Here is a 17,913-nt window from a genome sequence, read left to right on the forward strand (position 1 = left end):
TCGATATGGAATGTATGCTCTAATTCGATATAGAGGGAACATTCCATATCGAGACCGGCCGCGACCCGCGGGTCCGGCCGAGAGGGTGATTCACGATGGCCGTGCTCAATATCCACACCTGCCGCATTCCGGTGCCTGCCGCGCAGGCGGGAGCTCTGCTCGACACACTCGCCGGTCCGCACGACGCACTGTGGCCCGGCGACTCCTGGCCGCCCCTGGTCCTGGACCGGCCGCTGTCGGTCGGCGCGTCCGGAGGCCACGGCGTGGTCCGCTACACGGTGCAGGGATATCAGCCGGGCAGGTGGCTGAACTGCCGATTCGACAGTGTCTTCGGCTCGACGGACGTCGAGGGCTGCCATGAATTCCTGATCCTCGACGCCGACGGCGAGACGCTGCTGGTCCACCAGTTGGCGGCCCGGGGCGGTGGCCGGTTCCGGCTGCTCTGGCCACTGGCCGTGCGCTGGCTGCACGATGCGCTGATCGAGGACCTGCTCGATCGCGCCGAATTCGAACTCACCGGATCCGTGCGCACCCCGGCGCGCTGGAACCGCTATGTGCGGCTGCTGCGAGCCGCGCTGGGGCGGACCGGAACTCGCGCACCTCGGGTCGCAGCTCACGCGGTGTGAACCGAGTGATCCGGGGCGCGTGTCCCGGACAGTGACGTGGCCGGGGTTTCGTGGAAGAATCCGATGCCATGCAGGCGAGTTGTGATATCGGGAGGGCCGCATGCCTACGCAGGCGCTGAATCAGCAGAATTTCCAGCAGGTCGTCTCTCGCGGCGGCATCGTTCTGGTGGACTTCTGGGCGACCTGGTGCGGGTGGTGCACCAGATTCGCGCCGGTATACGAGGAATCCGCGCGGATGCACCCGGATATCGTGCACGCCACCGTCGATGCCGACGTCGAACAGCAGTTGGCGGCCGTCGCGCAGGTCAGCAGCCTGCCGATGCTGCTGGCCTTCCGCGACGGCCTGCCGGTCTACGCCGAGCCCGGTTTCAAGACCTCCGAACAACTGGAAAACGTTGTGCAGGAGATCATGTGGCTGGACATGGACGAGGTTCGCCGCGAGCTGGTGAAGCAGAATCCGGAACTCGCGCAGGCCCCGGAGTTGGCTCAGCAGAAGCATCCGATCGCCGGACTGGCCGACGGACCGCGCCTTTACGGCTGGCCGGGGCTGCGGGCCGCCGCGGTGAGCTGAGCCCGCGCCTCGGGCCGGTACGCCAGCCCGGCCACGGCAGCGAGCAGACCGACCGCGACCATGTACATCCACCCGGCGCGATAGTCGACGAGTCCGGGAACGGCCGCCCGCGCGAGAATGGCGGTCAGAATCGCCACGCCCAGTGCGGAACTGGTCTGCCGCGCCATCATCAACGTCCCCGAACCCAGTGAGAGTTGATCGGCGGGCAGCAGTGCCGAGGCGCCGAACAACGGCGGTTGCAACAGCGCTGTACTCGCCCCCGCGAGGATCGCGCCGGGCAGGAACATGATCGGATACGACGTGGTGAGTCCGGCCGTGACGGTCCACCATGCCGCGCCCAGCGCGATGGTCGCCCCACCCAGCGCCGCGCAGGTCCGCGCACCGAATCGGGCCACGAGGCGTCCGGACAGCGGTGAGAGCAGCAGGCAGCTGATCGGGATGGGCGCGATGCCCAGGCTCGCGGCCAATTGCGAGTAGTGCCACTGCCGAGTCAGGAACAGGGTGCCCTCCAGGATCAGCGCGGCGAAGGCCAGGTAGTAGGCGAACACTCCGGCCGTCGCGATGCGAAACAGCTTGTGCCGCAGGACTGCCGGGCTCACGACCGGATCCGGGTGACGTCGCGCGTGCCAGCCGAACACGCCTGCCAGCGCCAGCGCGGCCAGCAGCGTGCCGATCGTGGCGGGCGAGGTGTATCCCCAGTCCGATGCCTGCACGAAGACGGTGGTCAGGGCGGCGATGGCGGCGAGAATCAGTGCCGCGCCGAACATGTCGAGTTTCCGTCCCGCCTGCCCGCGAATATCGGGCAGTACACGCAGCCCGAATACGAAGGCCGCCACCGTGAACGGGATGTTGAGCAGGAAGATCCAGCGCCAGCCCGCCTGCAGCAGCAGGCCGCCGATCACCGGTCCGCTGCCCGCGCCCGCGGCGGCGATCGCGGTCCAGATGCCCATCACGGTCGGGTGTTCGCGCCTGTCGAACGAGGGCAGTACGAGTCCGAGACCGGTCGGTACCAGCAGCGCCGCGGCCACGGCCTGCACGATGCGGGCGGCGATCAACGCGCCCAGACCGGGCGCGGCCGCGCAGGCGATCGAGGACAGCCCGAAAAGCGCTATGCCGAGCAGGAATCCGCGTTTGCGGCCGGTGTCGTCCGCGAGACGCCCCGCGGGAACCAGCAGCGCGGCCATGACGATCGTGTAGGCGTTGAGCACCCAGGACACCGTGCTCGCCGAGGCGTGGCCGAAGGATGTCTGCAGGGTGGGGAAGGCGACCGTGACGGCGAACAGATCCAGGATGGCCAGATATTGGGCGACGGCCGCGACCGCCAGCACCCGCCATCGGCGCGATGATGCGGACGGGGGCACGAACTCGACTCGTGCAGGCCCATTGACACTGGCGGAAACAGTCATGGGTGCAACTATCCCGTCACGAATGAACGTCAACCAGTGGCTGAATCGACAATATGCGCTAGATTACCGACATGATCGATCGTAGCGAGCGGACCATCGCCATCGCCGTCGCTCCCGGACAGCCGATGTTCGAGGTGGCGATTCCGTATCAGGTGTTCTTCGAACCGCCGCCCGGCGTCGACGCAGCGGACTGGTACGACCTGCGGCTGTGCGGTCCGCGCGGGACTCGTCATGCGACACTGCGCGATCCGTTCGTCACGCTCACCGATTACGACTACGACGACCTGCTCACCGCCGGAACCGTGATCGTCCCCAGCACGCCGAACGTCCGGCAGGATCCGCCCGCCGAACTGGTCGAGGCCGTGCGCGCGGCCTATGCGGGCGGGGCGCGGATCGTGGCGCTGTGCTCGGGAGCCTTCGTACTGGCCGCGGCGGGATTGCTCGACGGCCGGCGGATGACCACGCACTGGAAGCACGTCGATGTGCTGCTGGACCGGTTTCCCGGCATGGACGTCGACCCGTCGGTGCTCTACATCGATGACGGCCGCATCCTCACCAGCGCGGGCACGATGGCGGGGATGGATCTGTGTATTCACCTGGTCCGCAAGGATCTCGGCTCCCGCATCGCCAATGCTGTCGCCCGGAATCTGGTCGTCCCGCCGCATCGCGCGGGCGGCCAGGCCCAATTCCTGGCCGCGCCGGTGCCCGCCCAGGCCACCGATCCCGGTCTCACCGCGACCCTGCAATGGGCGCTGGAACGGCTGGACACTCCGCTCACCGTCGGCGATCTGGCCAAGCGGGCCGGGATGAGCGAGCGGACCCTGGCCCGGCGTTTCCATGCCGAACTCGGTGCGACACCGCTGCGGTGGCTGCTCACCCAGCGGTTGATCCGGGCGCGAGAGTTGTTGGAGGCCACCGACTTCTCGGTGGACGTCGTCGCCGAACGCTGCGGCCTCGGTAGCGCGGCCAACCTGCGCGCGCACTTCGGCCGGGAGGTCGGCATCTCGCCCAGCGAGTACCGGCGCTCGCACCGGTCCCACCGGCACGAGGTGGTCACCGCCGACTCCGGATCGTGAATTACACTGCTGGGCAGCGGATTCCGATTCAGAGACGGTGGCGTCGCCCGGTGACCGACCGGTGTTGATACCACCAGGAGGTGGTCGCGACCTCGGCGTCCTCCAACGGTAGATACCGGCCGCCATCCCGCCAGCCGAGCGCCTGCAGGGTGACGCGCAGACTCCGGTCGAAGCAGATCGGGTCGCGCACATGCCAGCGGAACATGCCGAATCGCTGTTGCGGCTGGTAGATCTGATCCGGCGGCAGTACCTGCACCAGGCCGAGATAGGGCGTGGAGTAGGTGTGGTAGGCGTCCTGCATGTCGAAATTCCATGCGCCGCCGAAGAAATCCTCGGTACCGGTGCCGCAGATGGTGGGGTATTCGGTGTCGCCGTCGAGATAGAATTTCATCTCGCCCTCACCCCACCAGCCCGGCGCGTTGGGCACGATCGCCAGATAGGTGCCGACGTAGCGACCCGGTCCCGGAATATCCTCCAGCACAGTGTGAATCGCCGGATTGCCCAGTGGATTGCTGTGCCGCCGCCGCACGTGCAGATAGCCCGCGGTGCGCGGCACATCCTCTTCCAGATAGGTGATCTGGTAATAGACCGGCACCGAGCGATCGCCGCCGTTGTGCAGGGTGAAGCGGGCGTGCGCGCGAAACGGCATGGGCCAGAAGCTGTTCAGCCCGCCCGCCGGGGCGACCACCACCATCTCCGAATTCACCTGTGCCAGTTCCTCCCAGGCGTTGCAGAAGAACGATCCCAGCGGCACCTCGACGGCCGGTTCGGCATCGTTGTCCCAGTACACCCGCAGCGTCATCTCGTTCAGCACCGAGCGGTCGGTGGTCAGCCAGAAGTGCCGGACCACGCCGGGGCCGGAAACGTCGGCCAGGGTGGCGGTTTCGCCGGGCGGCAGATCTATCGACGGCGACATCTTCCAGCCGACGCCCAGCTCCGCGGCCGCATGCGCGCCGGTGCCCTCCGTCGCGCGCCCGCCCCCGCCCGGTGCACCGGTCGGGTTCTCCGGGCTGATGGAGCGGGTCCGGGCCTGATCGATCCGCCATATCTCGTGCACCATTGCGATTTTTGCATGCCGTCGGTGGCCGCGGGGGTGGATCGGCTCCGCCGGTGGTCCGCGCTCGGCGCGTCGGGGTGCCACGGAATTCGGTTTCGCCTCGACGACCGGCCGCTTAGCCTCGAGGGATGACGTGGACTGCCCCGGAGACAGTGCGTTCCCCGCAGCTCGTGGTGGGAGACGAGCGTTCGATGCTGCAGAACAGGCTCGATCACCATTGTGCGACGCTGCTGTGGAAATGCCGTGGCCTGACCGCCGAACAGTTGGTGATCCGCAGTGTCGAACCGTCCTCGATGACGTTGCTGGGCCTGGTCAGGCATATGACCGAGGTGGAACGAGCTTGGTTCCGCAAACGTGCGGCGGGGCAGGACGTGCCGTACCAGCACACCACCGAGCAGAACCAGGACGGCGATTTCGACGACGTCGACACCGCCGACGCGGCACACGATTTCGCGCTGTACCGCAGCGAGATCGACCAGTGCGACGCCGCGGTCGCCCCACTCGCGCTGGATTACACCTTCGTCCACCCGCGCACGGGTCGCGAGATCAGCCTGCGCTGGATCTACCTGCACATGCTCGAGGAGTACGCCCGCCACAACGGCCATGCCGACCTGCTGCGCGAACGGATCGACGGCGTGACCGGCGAATAACTTTCACAGACCGTGATCGCGGGCCCAGGCGGCGATCTGGGTGCGGGAGGTGAAGCCGAGTTTGGTCAGGATGTGCTCGACGTGGGTTTCGGCGGTGCGCACCGAGATCACCAGATCCGCGGCGATGCGTTTATTGCTGTGACCGGCCGCGACCAGCCGGGTGACGTCCTTCTCCCGGCGGGTGAGCACGTCGACGGCCGCATCGTCGACCGGTTCGGCGCGCAACGGTTTCGGCTCGGTCTGCGCGGGGGCGGCGGTGCGGCCCAGCGCGTAGTCGATGGCGGCGGGCAGCGACAGGGCCGCACCGCTGTCGTACGCCTCGCGAAATCCCTTCTCGCCCAATTCTTCCAGGACCTGGACACGCACCTTCTCGCCGACCGCGGTGGCGATGGCGTGGGCCAGGCGCACGGTGTCGCGCTGCAGGGTCTGCGCCGCGCCCATCAGCCGGGCCGCGCGCACCATATCGCCGCGGGCCGCCGCCGACCAGGCCATACCGTCGAATGCCGAGGCCAGCCAGATACATCGGTCGAATTCGGCGAACATCTCCACCGCGCGACTCATGTACGCCGCGGCCGCCTCCTGATTGCCGTGCCGCCAATGATCGACCCCGACCGTCCACAGCGCCAGACCACCCAGCAGGTGCACGCCGTGCCGTTCGGTCAACGCTCGCAGAGTTTCGGCGATCGTGGTCGACCGGTCGTCCTCGAGCAATGTCGCGCACATGAATCCGAAAGAGAGACTGTCCATCTCGGTGGTGGTGTGCCCGGCATCGCGGGCCAGTGCGGCGGCCTGCTCGGCCATCGTCAGCGCCCGCCGGGTGTCACCGTCGGTGAATGCGATCAAGGCGCTGTCCAGCCGATTCTCGGCCAGGACGTCTGCCGCGCCCAGTTCCGTCGCCAGCGCCAGGCTCTCTTCGACGAATCCGGCCGCGGATTCGCGATCGGACAGCAGCGCGGCGAGTGAGGCCGCCGAGGACAGCCCGCGCGCCCGCTCGCGCGAGGGCGTCGTCGGGGTGCGCATCAGGGCGTCGGTGAGCCAGCGGCGTCCTTCGGACAGGAACCGGTAGTGCTCCCAGTACGGGCGCAGCGCGGTGGCGGTGTCCAGGGCCAGGCGCGGCGCATCGGACATCGAGAACTGCAGGGCCGAACGAAGATTCGCGTGTTCGCGGGACAGGTCCCGGAACCAGGCCACATCCTCGGAGCTGCAGTAGGCGCGCGGTCCGCGCAATGCCAGCCGTCGATAGTGGTCGCGATGGCGCGCCCGCACGGCTGCCTCCGTGCCGGATTCGATCAGCCGGTCGTGGCCGAACTGCCGAATCGGTTCCAGCATCGAATATCTGGCCTTCTCGTCGTCCTGACGCAGCAGCAGCACCGATTTGTCGACCAGTCCGGTGAGCGCGCCGACGAGATCCTGCCCCTCGGCGGACAGTGCGCATACCGCCTCCGCGGCATCGATGTCCAGCCCACCGGCGAAGACCGAGAGTTGTTGCCACAGAGTCTGTTCCGCGTCGGTGCACAGCTGATAGCTCCAGCGGATCGCGCCGTCGATGGTCTGCTGGCGGTGTGGCGCGGTGCGCGGACCGGCGCTGAGCAGAGTCATCGTGTCGTCGAGCCGGTCCAGGATTTGCGCGGGGGTGAAGACGCGAAAACGCAAGGCCGCCAACTCGAGTGCCAGCGGCATTCCGTCCAGGCGACGACAGATCGCGGCGAGCGTCGCGCGGTTGGCGGTGGTGCTGGTGAAACCGGGATCGACCGCGCCGGCCCGTTCGACCAGCAGCCGCACCGCATCGCTGTCGCCGCCCGGCTCCTCGCATCCGCGGCGCTGGCCACCGACCGGCAGCGGCGGCACCGGCATCACCTGTTCACCCGCGATACCGAGCACCTCACGGCTGGTCGCGACCACCTGCACCGCCGGGGTGGCGGTGACGATGCGCTCGACCAGTTCGGCGCAGGCGTCGATCAGGTGCTCGCAATTGTCCAGGACCAACAGCATCCGCTGGGTGGCGAGGAATTTCAGCAGTCGCGGCAGCGGATCGCTGGTGTCGTCGCCCAGGTGCAGCGCCTCGGCGACGCTGAGCGTCACCAGATCCGGATCCCGCACGTCGGCGAGTTCGACCAGCCAGACCCCGTCGCGGAAGGCCCGCCCGACCGAGGCGCCGAGCTGACGCGACAGGCGCGTCTTGCCGACGCCGCCCGGCCCGAGCAGCGTCAGCACTCGCGTGGTCGACAGCAGACGCTTCGCGGCGGCCAGTTCGTCGTGGCGGCCGACGAAGCTGGTGACCTCGGCGGGAAGGTTCCCGCTGACACGCCGCGCCATATCCGCCACACTAGCGCGTGCCCGGATCGCTCGAATCGACCTCGCGGCGAACCGGCTGCGGGCCGCCGATCCGGCGGGCATAGGCTTGCCGATGCGTGGTCGGCGCCGGTGCCGACCACGAGCGAGAAGCATCCCACGACCGAGGAGGCCCGCTGTGCGTATCGGCATCCTGTTGAACGAACCGACCGGGCCCGAGGGCTTGCGCGGCCTGACCGACGAGCTGCGCCGCGCCGCGGACGAGGGCTTCAACTCCGCCTGGATGACGCACATCTTCGGCGTGGACGCGCTCACCGCGCTGGCCGTCGCGGGTAGTCAGGTGCCGGGGATCGATATCGGCACCGCCGTCGTGCCGAGCTATCCGCGTCATCCGGGCGCGCTGGCCCAGCAGGCGCGCACGACCGCGCTCGCGGTGGGCCCCGGGCGGCTCACGCTCGGTCTCGGCCTGTCGCACAAGATCGTGATCGAGAACATGTTCGGGTACAGCTTCGAGCGCCCGGCCCGGCACATGCGCGAGTACCTGTCGGTGCTGATGCCGCTGCTGGAGAACAAGCCGGTCTCTTTCGCCGGCGAGACGGTGAAGGCCAATCTGGCGCTGTCGGTGCCGAACGAGGGAACGGTGCCGGTGCTGCTGGCCGCGATGGGTCCGGCGATGCTCAAACTCGCGGGCCGGGTCACCGACGGCACCGTGCTGTGGATGACGGGTCCGGCGACCGTTCGCGATCACGTCGCACCGGCGATCACCGCCGCGGCGGCCGAGGCGGGACGCCCCGCACCGCGCGTGGTGTGCCCGCTGCCGGTCTGCGTCACCGATGACGTGGACGCCGCCCGGGAGCGGGCGGCCAAGGTCTACGCCGCCTACGGTTCGCTGCCCTCGTACCGGGCGATGATGGATCGCGAAGGCGCCGAGGGCCCGGCGGATCTGGCCATCATCGGTTCGGAAGAGTATGTCGCCGAACGCATTCGGTCCATCTTCCACGCTGGCGCCACGGAATTCGTCGGCGCGATCTTCGTCGGCGGCGAGGAGGCGGTCCGCACCCGAGCCCTGCTCACCGGGCTGGCGGACTGACCCGTGCCCCGATCACGGCGCGCTCGGGTCGAGGACGTGCACGAGTTGGCGCTGGCCATGCCGCACGTCACGGTCGAGTACGGTCCGCAGGAGAATCCGATCTATCAGGTCGGGCGCAAGTCGTTCATCTTCTTCCGGACCCCGCGCCCGGACGCGGTCGATCCGGACACCGGGGACCGCTATCCGGACGTGATCGTGATCTGGGTTCCGTCCGAGTCCGACAAGCTGGCATTGGTGCAGGATCAGGAGTCGCCCTGGTTCAGCACCACGCATTTCGACGGGCATTCCTCGGTCCTGGTCCGGGCGGGCCGGCTCGGCGAACTGCGCCTGGACGAGTTGCGCGAGGTCGTGCAGGATGCCTGGTTGTCCCGGGCCTCGGCGACGCGGGCCGAGCGCTGGCTGGCCGAGAACAGGCTCTGAACCGACCGGCGACAATTCGGTCCGAGATCGGTTGACCTCTACCGGGGTTGAGGTTGCAGGCTGGACTCATGACACAGTCCGCAGAGATCTGGAACACCGTCTACGACAACGACACCGCCCCCTGGGTGATCGGCGAGCCGCAGCCGCAGGTACTGGCCTTGGAACGGGAGGGCTGGATCCGTGGTCGTGTCCTGGATCCCGGGTGCGGTGCCGGTGAGCACACCATCGCACTGACCGCCCTCGGCTACGACGTGCTCGGCGTGGATCTCTCGCCCAGCGCGGTCGCCTACGCGCGCGCCAATGCCGCGAACAAGGGTGTGCCCGCTGCGCGATTCGAACTCGCCGATATGGTCGCGATCGGCGGCGATCCCGGCCTCGCGGCCGAACTCGGCGTCTTCGACACGATTCTGGACAGTGCGCTGTTCCACGTCTTCCGGGAGGACCCCCAGGCGCGGGCCGCCTATGTGCAGGCCCTGCACGCGCTGTGCGCACCGGGCGGTCGAGTCCTGCTGCTGGCGCTCTCCGATGCCGAGCCCGGCTTCGGGCCGCGGATCAGCGACGGCATGATTCGCGAATCATTCGGCGAGGGATGGGAATTGGAGGATCTACAGCCCGCGCGCTATCGCGGCCGGATCACCGCGGTCCTGTCGCCGGAAGCCCTCGAAGGGGTGCGGGCCGACGCGGACGGGAATGTGGAGACCGCGGCCTGGGTGGCGCGGATCGCGCGACGCTGAATCCGCGCCCGGACTAGCGTCCTCGCGCACGCCTCGGGAACAGGGCGCGTCCGGCCTCGTGCGCGACCTCGAGCACGACCCGGGCCAGCCGATCGAACCCCATCGCATCGGCCGGACCGGTGAGGGACAGCGCCGCGGGGGCCGCACCGCGCACACGCACCGGCGCTGCGACACAGGCGATTCCGGCCATCGCCTCCTCGTGGTCGATCGCCACGCCCTGGCGAAGCCGGATGCGCTCGAGTTCGCGTCGCAGTGCGTCGGGCTCACAGACCGTGCGCGCGGTCAGCCGCGCCGGACGGGTCCGGACCACCGATTCGGCGATGGGCGGCTCCAGCGTCGAGAGCATCGCCTTGCCCAGAGCCGTTGCGTGCGCGGGCATCCGGCCACCGAGGCGGGTCGGCAGTGCGGCGGCGAACCGGCCGCCGACCTTGTCCAGGTACACCACCTCGCGGCCGTCCAGTACGGCCAGATGACCGACCAGACCGGTGCGTTGGGCCAGTTCGTGCAGCAGTGGGCCGACTGCGTCGCGGGTCTCGTTGTGATCGGCGGCCAGGCCGCCCAGTTCCAGGGTGCGCATGCCCAGCCGGTAGCCGCCGGAGGTGTGCGCAAGCCAGCGCAGCCGGATCATCTGATCCAGGATCCGGTGCACGGTCGATCGCGGAAGTCCGGTCCGCTCAACGATTTCCACCAGGGTCAGCGTCGGGGTCGCGGCGTCGAACACGTCCAGGATCAGCGTCATCCGCTCGATCATCGACACCGGGATCGGCCGGGTCGCGGCGCGTGTGGGCTGCCGGTCGGAATCGCTCGCGTGGCCTCGGGCAGGAACGGCGCGTTCGGTGACGGGCAGCGCGGTGACGGTCATATGTTCCTCCGTTGGCTCATATGCAGTCTCGAAGTATGTGGACTGGGCATGTTCGGGTTGCATACTCGTGTTACCAGTCACAGTGGACTCTCGCGGGGAACGGCGAATCGGTGGAACTACGTATCTTCTACCGATTCGTCCCGGTCACCGGGGCTACGTATTGACCACCGAGCACGCCGAGCTGTTCCGATTACCGTCGGCTATATGTCTTTTCGGCGCAAGCGCGGTGGCTTGCGATGTCCCGCGTGCGGCCGGGCGGCGTCGTTCTCCCGTCCAGCGGGACTGTCGGCCCCGGTGAGCATGCCGGGCGGTGAGCATCGGTAACGCGCGCAATCCCCGGAAACACCCAAGGAGTGATCACAGTGGCTGCCTTCAGTTCCCTCGGCTACGTCCGGATCGGGATCACCGATCCGGACGCCTGGCGCACGTTCGCCTTCGAGACCATCGGATTCGCCGAAGGGCACGGTCCCGCCGCGGATTCGATCTATCTACGGATGGACGAGCACACCTACCGGCTCGAACTGGTGCCCGGTGAGCGCGACGAGGTGCTCGCGGTCGGGTGGCAGGTGGCCGATGCGACATCCCTGGCGCTGGTGCGTGAGGTCCTGGAGAAGGCCGACGTCGCGGTCACCACGCTCACGCCCGCGCAGGCCCGGTCGCGGCATGTGGAGGAGGCGATCGCCTTCGCCGATCCGTCCGGGCTGAGCGTCGAGGTGTTCCACGGTCCGCTGCTGGACCATACTCCGGTGCTGTCCCGGTTCGGCAACCGATTCGTCAGCGGGGCAATGGGTTTGGGACATGTTGTGCTTCCGGTGCCGGATCTCGAAGCCGCCCGCTGGTTCTACGCCGAGGTCCTGGGCTTCGCCGCCCGCGGATCGTTCCGGGTGGGCCCGCCCGAGCATCCGCTGTGGATCCGCTTTCTCGGGGTCAACCCGCGGCATCACAGTCTCGCGCTGATTCCCGGAAATCCGTCGCCGGGGCCGGGTCTGGTGCACATCATGGTCGAGGTGGATCAGCTGGACGACGTCGGCCGGGCACTGGATCGGGTGACCTCATCGGGATATCACCTGTCCTCGACGCTCGGACGGCACACCAACGACAAGATGATCTCCTTCTACGTTCGCACACCGGGCGGCTGGGATCTCGAATTCGGTTGTGATGGAATGCTCGTCGGTCCGGACTACGTCGCCGAGGAGATGACCGCGGACAGCTACTGGGGTCACGAGTGGGTGCGGGAGTGAGGTTACCGGTCGTCGGTGAACGTCACGCGCACCGAGACCGGCGTGGTCTGCAGGGCGGCGAACCCGGCGGCGGTGAGCGGGGCGAGCAGTCGATGGGGTGCGAAGGCGCGGGCGCGGGCGACGACATCGTCCTCGGGACGTAGTTCGGCGATCCCGGTACGCCACTGGTTACCCTGACGCAGACGGATATTCGGGTTGGCGGCGACATTGTTGCCCCAACCCGAGCGCAGGCCGTGCTGGCAGATGATCCAGGCGCCGTCGTCCTCGAACCGGACCGAGACCGGGACCCGGCGCGGCTGTCCGGACTTGCGGCCGATCGTCTCGAGTTCGGTCGCGAAACTCGACCGGATCCCGATCCGGTTCAGGTTGCGGAACAGCGGATTCACCACGTACCGACCGATATTGCGTTCGACGGCGAACTTGCGAGCCAGCGGGTCGGGGCGCGATCCGGACCCGCCGCGCCGGGACCGCAGCGCCTCGATTCCGTTGCGCCGCACCATCGTGGGCGCCGTGCGCCACGGGGAACGGGCCGGATCCGGATTCAGTCCGGCGCCGAGCCGATGCAGTTGATCGGTGTGCCACTGCAGATCCAGTGCGCCGTCGAAGGATTTGAGACCGCCGCTGCGGGCGAGTGGTCCGCGCAGCCCCAGCGAGATGGCCGGCGTGCGCAGCACATCGGTGCGGCCCTCCAGCAGATCGCGTGCGGCGTCGGGCAGTACGGCCGTCGGCCGGCCGATGCCGACGACATCGCACGCTCCGGATTCGATCGCCGCGGACATCGCCGCCCGCGACCGGAAACCGCCGGTGACCGCGAGCGGCACCGCGCCCGCCGAATGCCGGACCGTCTCGGCGTATTCGAGGAAGTACGCCTCGCGGGCCCGGGTGCTCGCGGCCTGGCGCGGACGTCCCATCATGGCCGGGGATTCGTAACTGCCGCCGCTGATTTCGAGCAGGTCCAGACTTTCGGCGGCGAGCGCCTCGAGTACGCCTCGCGATTCGGCCTCGCTGAATCCGCCGCGCTGGAAGTCGGCGGAATTGAGTTTCACCGCCACCGCGAAGCCTGGCCGCACCGCGCCGCGAATCGCCCGCACCACCTCGAGGGCGAAACGCATCCGCCGTGCGGCGTCCCCGCCCCAGGCATCGGTGCGCTGGTTGGACAGCGGCGAGAGGAATTGCGAGACGAGATATCCGTGCGCGCCGTGGACCTGCACCCCGTCGAACCCCGCGGCCTCGGCCACCCGGGCGGCGGTGGCGAATCGCTCGATCAGCTCGACGATCTCGTCCTCGCTCAGCGCCCGCGGCGTCGGCATGCCGGGTATGGACGGCGCGATCGCCGAGGGAGCGACGGGACGGTGTCGCCCGGCGAGCGGATTGGCCTGCCGCCCAGGGTGATTCAGCTGCATCCAGATCGGCGTGCCGCCCTCCTTGGCCGCCTTCGCCCAGCGGGTCAGCGCATCGAGGTCCCGGTCGTCGGTGATCGCGACGTTGCCGGGCTCGCCGAGCTGTGTCCGGTCGATCATCACGTTGCCGGTGACGATCAGGCCGAAACCGCCTGTGCTCCAACGACTGTAGAGCCGCCGCAAGCGTTCGTCCGGGGCCAGGTCCGCGCTGCCCAGTCCCTCGCTTAGCGCGGATTTCATGATCCGGTTGGGCAGTGTCTGCCCGCAGGGCAGCGGCAGGGGGTCGTGCGGATTCGCCATCGTCGTGCTCCCTCGTCTGCGGTCACCCGCGGGTAGACCGATCGGTGTAACGGGAGGGTAGTACACCGATCGGTATAGTGGCAAGGTATGCTGGTGGGCCAGCGGAAATGCGTACCAGGAAGGTCGCCCATGGGAGTGCGGGATCGGCTGATCGAGGGCGCGATCGATCTCATCCGGCGCAACGGCGTGGCCGGGACCGGTATCGCGCAGTTGCTGCAGTGCAGCGGCGTCTCGCGGCGCTCGATATATCTGAATTTCCCGTCCGGCAAATCGGAACTGGTCGCCGAGGCGACGCGTAGCGCCGGTCGCGCCTACAGCGCGCTGATGCGCTCGGTCGCCGCGAGTTCGGATATGGCGACGTGCCTGGCCGCATTCCCGGCGCTCTGGCGGGATACGGTCATCGACAGCGATTTCACCGCGGGCTGTCCGATCGTGGCCGCCGCCCTGGGCCGCGCCGACGCCCCCGAGGCCGCCGACGCGGCGGGGGAGACCTTCGCCGACTGGGAGTCGATCCTCGCCGAACGTCTGCGCGCCGAACACATCGAACCCGAACTGGCCCGGTCCCTGGCGACCACCATCATCGCCGCGGTCGAGGGCGCGGTGGTGATGTCGCTGGCCACCCGTTCGCCCGCACCTCTGGAACGGGTCGCCGCCCAGATGTCCACCCTGGTGGCTCATCACACCGCAGCCGCCTGAGCGCCTCGACCGTGCCGGGCGTGCGCGATCGATGCGCCTATCGCGAGTTGGATTGCGCTAGTGGTCAATTCGCGGCATGCGCGGCTTCTCGGGCTGCCGGTGCGCGATGGGGCAGGACGGTGCGGTTGCGGCCCGCGGCCAGACCGGGAAGGCCGGTGAGTATCGCGACGCCCAGCATGATGATCATCGGCAGGGTCCAGCTGCCCGCCGCATCGTGCAGCGCGCCCAGGACCAGCGGACCCGTCGCGGCGAGGACGTAACCGACACCCTGTGCCATACCGGACAATTGGCGGGCGGTGTGCGCGTCGGGGGCACGCAGGCCCAGGAAGGACAGTGCGGCGGCGAAGGCCACGCCCTGGCCGATGCCCAGCACCACCGCCCACACCCACACCGAACCGATGGGGGCCCAGGCGATTCCGGCGAAGCCGATGAGGTTCAGCACCACGACGGCGCCCACCAGTGGACGCTGATCGGTGAGGCGTCGCTCGAAGATCGGCACGGCCATCGCCCCGACCGCCTGCGTCAGACTGACCAGGGACACCGCGTATCCGGCGGCTTCCCTGCCCATGCCGCGATCGATGCAGATGGTCGGCATCCAGCCGATCACCGCGTAGGCCAGCAGCGACTGCAACCCCATGAACGCGGTCACCTGCCAGGCGAGTTTGTCGCGCCACAACTCGCCGTGCCCGCCCGGTGCGCTCGCGCCCTGTCCGCGGGCGCGCAGCATTCGGGGCAGCCAGGCCAGCCCCGCCACCAGCGCGGGAATGGCCAACAGCGCCAACGGAAGTCGCCAGCTCGAATGCAGACCGTGCTCGACCGGGACGGCCAGCGCCGAGGCCCCTGCCGCGCCGACGGTGACCGCGACGGTGTACACCGCCGTCACGGTGGTGACCCGCTCGGGATAGTCGCGCTTGATGATCGCGGGCACCGCGATATTGCCGATGCTGATCGCGACACCGGCCACCAGCGAGCCCGCGAACAACACCGCCGTCACCGGGATGATCCGGATCAGCAACGTCGCGGTGAGCAGGCCCATCGCGGCGACCAGCAGAGTTTCCGGTGCGGGCGAACGTCGCAGGAACGGCGCGATCAGACCGTAGAGACCGAAGCAGACCAGCGGCAGCGTCGTCATCGCGCCCGCCGCCGCACCGGACAGGTGCAACTGCCGCCGAATCTCGTCGAGCAGCGGGCCGACCGCCGTCACCGCCGGGCGCAGATTGATCGCGACCAGCACGATCAGCAGCAGGCGCAGGCGATGTCCCGTCATCGTCTCATCTCCCGCTCGGTCAGCGAATCCAGCACGGCCAGAGTCGGTTCCACCACGGCCGCGGCCAATCGCCCGGCCGCCTCGGCATCACCCGCGGCGATCGCGTCGAGCACCGCGCGGTGCGGCGCGGGGCCCGCCTCGGGGACCTCGTGATCCAGGCGCACCGCGCCCAGCGCCTCGCGCAACCGGGTCGCGAAGAACCGGGCGGCCTCGATGAGCACCGGATTGCGGGTGGTCTCGATGATCGCGAGGTGGAACTGTGCATCGGCGTCGCCGAATTCGCTTGCGTCCGAGACGGTATCGCGCGCCTCGAGCAGTTCGGTGAGCCGGGCGAGGTCGGCGTCGGTGCGACGGCGTGCGGCCAGACGAGCCGCCTGGACGTCGTAGGCGAGCTGTACCTCGAAGACGTCGCGCACGTCGCAGCGCTGCATCCGCTGGAGCAGCGGGCGCGGATCGGCGGTGCTGCGCACATAGGTACCGTCGCCGCGCCGCACCTCGAGCAGGCCGATATGGCTCAGCGCCCGGATCGCCTCGCGCACCGCGGGGCGGCTGACCCGCAACTGTCGAGTGAGCTCGAGTTCGCCGGGAATGCGTTGGCCCACGGCCCACGTCCCGCTCATCACACTCGCCTGCAATTGGTCCAGCACGGCGTCCACGGTCGATCCGGTCGCCACCGGCGTCAGCTCCACGGCGCTACCTCCTGTCAGATGTCAGACATCTTAGGAATGGGTGTCCCGGGTCGGCAATGGTTCGCCGGGGGATGCCGAGGTGGGATGTATCACCCGGTCAGTACGCTGGTCGACATGACAGCATCGCGTAGTGATTCGTTGACGGGTGGCGGTCGGGTGACGGATGGTCCCGCTCCCACTGCCCCGGATCTCGACGACGTTCGCACGGCGGTGCACGACGCGGCTCGCCGTGCCCGGGTGGCCTCGCGCACGCTCGCCCGGCTGACCACCGCCGAGAAGAACGACGCGTTGCAGGCCTGCGCCGATGCCCTCCTCGCGGCCGCGGACCGGGTGCTCGCGGCCAATGCCGAGGACATCGAGACCGCCCGCGCCGGCGGCACCGCCGATTCGCTGCTGGACCGGCTCCGCCTGACCTCGGCGCGGGTCGACGGCATCGCCGCGGGCCTGCGTCAGGTCGCGGGCCTGCCGGATCCGGTCGGTGTGGTGATCCGCGGTTCCACGCTGCCCAACGGCCTGGAGATTCGGCAGGTGCGGGTGCCGCTCGGCGTGGTCGGCATGGTCTACGAGGCGCGGCCCAACGTCACGGTCGACGCGTTCGGCCTGGCGCTCAAATCCGGTAACGCCGCGCTGCTGCGCGGCTCGTCCTCGGCGGCGCGCTCGAATGCCGCCCTGGTCGAGGTGCTGCGCGATGCGCTTGTCGCACAGGGGCTTCCGGCCGACGCGGTGCAACTGCTGCCGAGTCACGACCGCTCCAGCGTCACCCATCTGATCCAGGCGCGCGGCCTGGTGGACGTGGTGATCCCGCGCGGCGGCGCCGGGCTGATCGAGGCCGTCGTACGCGACGCGCAGGTACCCACCATCGAGACCGGCACCGGCAACTGCCACGTCTACGTGCACTCCGCCGCCGATCTGGATATGGCCGAGTCGATCCTGCTCAATGCCAAGACCCGGCGGCCGAGCGTGTGCAATACCGCCGAGACGGTGCTGATCGACCGGGCCGTCGCGGAGACTGCCGTGCCCCGGCTGATCGGTGCGCTCGAGGGCGTGGGCGTCACCGTGCACGGTGATCTGCCGGGCCTGGTGCCCGCCACCGAAGAGGACTGGGCGCAGGAGTATCTGTCGCTGGACATCGCGTTGCAGGTCGTGGACGACCTGGACGCGGCCGTCGAGCACATCAATCGGTGGGGTACCGGCCACACCGAGGCCATCGTCACCGCGGATCTGCGCGCCGCGCGCGAGTTCACCGATCGCGTGGACGCGGCCGCGGTCATGGTGAACGCGTCCACCGCGTTCACCGACGGCGAGCAATTCGGCTTCGGCGCGGAGATCGGCATCTCTACCCAGAAGTTGCACGCCCGCGGCCCGATGGGGCTGCCCGAACTCACCTCCACCAAGTGGATCGTGTGGGGAGACGGCCAGGTCAGGCCATGAGGCAAGGCGCATGACGGCGACAGCACCCTTACCGTCGAGGTAACGTTACCGATGGGTAAGTTACGTTTGTACGGTATACAGTCGAGTAGCGGCCGCTAGGGCCGA

At 68.9% G+C, this 17,913-nt stretch carries 17 protein-coding genes; 10 read left to right on the forward strand and 7 right to left on the reverse strand.

The features are described from left to right. Positions 1 to 95 precede the first annotated feature (95 nt). Both ON40_RS08400 and ON40_RS08405 read left to right on the forward strand, forming a co-directional pair. Positions 96 to 626 (forward strand): hypothetical protein, encoded by a 531-nt coding sequence (locus tag ON40_RS08400; protein ID WP_051192835.1) that lies wholly within the window; start codon positions 96 to 98, stop codon positions 624 to 626. Between the two features lie 100 nt (positions 627 to 726). Then, complete coding sequence (locus ON40_RS08405; RefSeq protein WP_040820307.1) at positions 727 to 1,197, forward strand: thioredoxin family protein; 471 nt, start codon at positions 727 to 729, stop codon at positions 1,195 to 1,197. Here the strand turns inward: ON40_RS08405 and ON40_RS08410 are convergent. Continuing rightward, positions 1,158 to 2,603 carry an MFS transporter gene (locus tag ON40_RS08410; protein ID WP_083895493.1) on the reverse strand — a complete coding sequence of 482 codons (1,446 nt, stop codon included), beginning with the start codon at positions 2,601 to 2,603 and terminating at the stop codon, positions 1,158 to 1,160. The two genes, ON40_RS08405 and ON40_RS08410, sit on opposite strands and share 40 nt — an antisense overlap. A gap of 71 nt (positions 2,604 to 2,674) precedes the next feature. On the opposite strand from ON40_RS08410, the gene ON40_RS08415 reads away from it, so the two are divergent. After that, complete coding sequence (locus tag ON40_RS08415; RefSeq protein WP_040820309.1) at positions 2,675 to 3,679, forward strand: GlxA family transcriptional regulator; 1,005 nt, start codon at positions 2,675 to 2,677, stop codon at positions 3,677 to 3,679. Positions 3,680 to 3,707: 28 nt separating this feature from the next. On the opposite strand, the gene ON40_RS08420 is transcribed toward ON40_RS08415, so the two are convergent. Next, entirely contained in the window at positions 3,708 to 4,739 is a 1,032-nt protein-coding gene (locus ON40_RS08420) for a glycoside hydrolase family 172 protein (RefSeq protein ID WP_051192837.1), read from the reverse strand. A gap of 125 nt (positions 4,740 to 4,864) precedes the next feature. On the opposite strand from ON40_RS08420, the gene ON40_RS08425 reads away from it, so the two are divergent. Next, the gene (locus ON40_RS08425) at positions 4,865 to 5,386 is read left to right on the forward strand and encodes a DinB family protein (protein ID WP_040820310.1); all 522 of its coding nucleotides are present in this window, start codon (positions 4,865 to 4,867) and stop codon (positions 5,384 to 5,386) included. Positions 5,387 to 5,389: 3 nt separating this feature from the next. Here the strand turns inward: ON40_RS08425 and ON40_RS08430 are convergent, their stop codons facing one another. Next, positions 5,390 to 7,702: a LuxR C-terminal-related transcriptional regulator gene (locus ON40_RS08430; RefSeq protein WP_040820312.1), complete on the reverse strand. Its 2,313-nt coding sequence runs from the start codon at positions 7,700 to 7,702 to the stop codon at positions 5,390 to 5,392. Positions 7,703 to 7,856: 154 nt separating this feature from the next. On the opposite strand from ON40_RS08430, the gene ON40_RS08435 reads away from it, so the two are divergent. The 3 genes from ON40_RS08435 (at position 7,857) to ON40_RS08445 (ending at position 9,922) form a co-directional block, all read left to right on the forward strand. Next, entirely contained in the window at positions 7,857 to 8,768 is a 912-nt protein-coding gene (locus ON40_RS08435; RefSeq protein WP_040820314.1) for an LLM class F420-dependent oxidoreductase, read from the forward strand. 57 nt (positions 8,769 to 8,825) lie between these two features. After that, positions 8,826 to 9,188, forward strand: coding sequence for an MmcQ/YjbR family DNA-binding protein (locus tag ON40_RS08440; protein WP_051192843.1), 363 nt, complete (start codon positions 8,826 to 8,828; stop codon positions 9,186 to 9,188). A gap of 68 nt (positions 9,189 to 9,256) precedes the next feature. Then, complete coding sequence (locus tag ON40_RS08445; protein ID WP_040820319.1) at positions 9,257 to 9,922, forward strand: class I SAM-dependent methyltransferase; 666 nt, start codon at positions 9,257 to 9,259, stop codon at positions 9,920 to 9,922. A 13-nt stretch (positions 9,923 to 9,935) separates the two neighbouring features. Here the strand turns inward: ON40_RS08445 and ON40_RS08450 are convergent, their stop codons facing one another. Next, positions 9,936 to 10,784, reverse strand: coding sequence for an IclR family transcriptional regulator (locus tag ON40_RS08450; protein ID WP_083895494.1), 849 nt, complete (start codon positions 10,782 to 10,784; stop codon positions 9,936 to 9,938). A gap of 362 nt (positions 10,785 to 11,146) precedes the next feature. On the opposite strand from ON40_RS08450, the gene ON40_RS08455 reads away from it, so the two are divergent. Next, the gene (locus ON40_RS08455) at positions 11,147 to 12,025 is read left to right on the forward strand and encodes a VOC family protein (RefSeq protein WP_040820411.1); all 879 of its coding nucleotides are present in this window, start codon (positions 11,147 to 11,149) and stop codon (positions 12,023 to 12,025) included. Between the two features lie 2 nt (positions 12,026 to 12,027). On the opposite strand, the gene ON40_RS08460 is transcribed toward ON40_RS08455, so the two are convergent. Then, positions 12,028 to 13,725 carry a nitroreductase family deazaflavin-dependent oxidoreductase gene (locus ON40_RS08460; protein WP_040820322.1) on the reverse strand — a complete coding sequence of 566 codons (1,698 nt, stop codon included), beginning with the start codon at positions 13,723 to 13,725 and terminating at the stop codon, positions 12,028 to 12,030. A gap of 129 nt (positions 13,726 to 13,854) precedes the next feature. Between ON40_RS08460 and ON40_RS08465 the strand changes: the two genes are divergently transcribed. Then, a complete protein-coding gene (locus ON40_RS08465; protein ID WP_040820324.1) occupies positions 13,855 to 14,421 on the forward strand; it encodes a TetR/AcrR family transcriptional regulator in 567 nt (188 codons plus the stop codon). A 64-nt stretch (positions 14,422 to 14,485) separates the two neighbouring features. Here ON40_RS08465 and ON40_RS08470 read toward each other — a convergent pair whose 3' ends face one another. Then, positions 14,486 to 15,688, reverse strand: coding sequence for a CynX/NimT family MFS transporter (locus ON40_RS08470; protein ID WP_040820326.1), 1,203 nt, complete (start codon positions 15,686 to 15,688; stop codon positions 14,486 to 14,488). Beyond that, on the reverse strand, positions 15,685 to 16,377 hold the full coding sequence (locus ON40_RS08475) for a FadR/GntR family transcriptional regulator (RefSeq protein WP_218008756.1): 693 nt from the start codon (positions 16,375 to 16,377) through the stop codon (positions 15,685 to 15,687). The genes ON40_RS08470 and ON40_RS08475 overlap by 4 nt, the downstream gene beginning before the upstream one ends. Positions 16,378 to 16,491: 114 nt before the next feature. On the opposite strand from ON40_RS08475, the gene ON40_RS08480 reads away from it, so the two are divergent. Beyond that, a complete protein-coding gene (locus ON40_RS08480; protein ID WP_245567715.1) occupies positions 16,492 to 17,808 on the forward strand; it encodes a glutamate-5-semialdehyde dehydrogenase in 1,317 nt (438 codons plus the stop codon). The last annotated feature ends 105 nt before the right edge of the window (positions 17,809 to 17,913 follow it).

The sequence above is a fragment of the Nocardia jiangxiensis NBRC 101359 genome, from assembly GCF_000308615.1.
In the GTDB taxonomy this organism is placed as follows: Bacteria; Actinomycetota; Actinomycetes; order Mycobacteriales; family Mycobacteriaceae; genus Nocardia; species Nocardia jiangxiensis.

What these genes read in the sequence shown, in the direction of transcription:
- ON40_RS08460 (WP_040820322.1), bottom strand. Translation starts at nt 13,725, where the DNA reads ATGGCGAATCCGCACGACCCCCTGCCGCTGCCCTGCGGGCAGACACTG.
- ON40_RS08470 (WP_040820326.1), bottom strand. Translation starts at nt 15,688, where the DNA reads ATGACGGGACATCGCCTGCGCCTGCTGCTGATCGTGCTGGTCGCGATC.
- ON40_RS08415 (WP_040820309.1), top strand. Translation starts at nt 2,675, where the DNA reads ATGATCGATCGTAGCGAGCGGACCATCGCCATCGCCGTCGCTCCCGGA.
- ON40_RS08425 (WP_040820310.1), top strand. Translation starts at nt 4,865, where the DNA reads ATGACGTGGACTGCCCCGGAGACAGTGCGTTCCCCGCAGCTCGTGGTG.
- ON40_RS08400 (WP_051192835.1), top strand. Translation starts at nt 96, where the DNA reads ATGGCCGTGCTCAATATCCACACCTGCCGCATTCCGGTGCCTGCCGCG.
- ON40_RS08405 (WP_040820307.1), top strand. Translation starts at nt 727, where the DNA reads ATGCCTACGCAGGCGCTGAATCAGCAGAATTTCCAGCAGGTCGTCTCT.
- ON40_RS08430 (WP_040820312.1), bottom strand. Translation starts at nt 7,702, where the DNA reads ATGGCGCGGCGTGTCAGCGGGAACCTTCCCGCCGAGGTCACCAGCTTC.
- ON40_RS08445 (WP_040820319.1), top strand. Translation starts at nt 9,257, where the DNA reads ATGACACAGTCCGCAGAGATCTGGAACACCGTCTACGACAACGACACC.
- ON40_RS08420 (WP_051192837.1), bottom strand. Translation starts at nt 4,739, where the DNA reads ATGGTGCACGAGATATGGCGGATCGATCAGGCCCGGACCCGCTCCATC.
- ON40_RS08465 (WP_040820324.1), top strand. Translation starts at nt 13,855, where the DNA reads ATGGGAGTGCGGGATCGGCTGATCGAGGGCGCGATCGATCTCATCCGG.
- ON40_RS08410 (WP_083895493.1), bottom strand. Translation starts at nt 2,603, where the DNA reads ATGACTGTTTCCGCCAGTGTCAATGGGCCTGCACGAGTCGAGTTCGTG.
- ON40_RS08450 (WP_083895494.1), bottom strand. Translation starts at nt 10,784, where the DNA reads ATGACCGTCACCGCGCTGCCCGTCACCGAACGCGCCGTTCCTGCCCGA.
- ON40_RS08480 (WP_245567715.1), top strand. Translation starts at nt 16,492, where the DNA reads ATGACAGCATCGCGTAGTGATTCGTTGACGGGTGGCGGTCGGGTGACG.
- ON40_RS08440 (WP_051192843.1), top strand. Translation starts at nt 8,826, where the DNA reads ATGCCGCACGTCACGGTCGAGTACGGTCCGCAGGAGAATCCGATCTAT.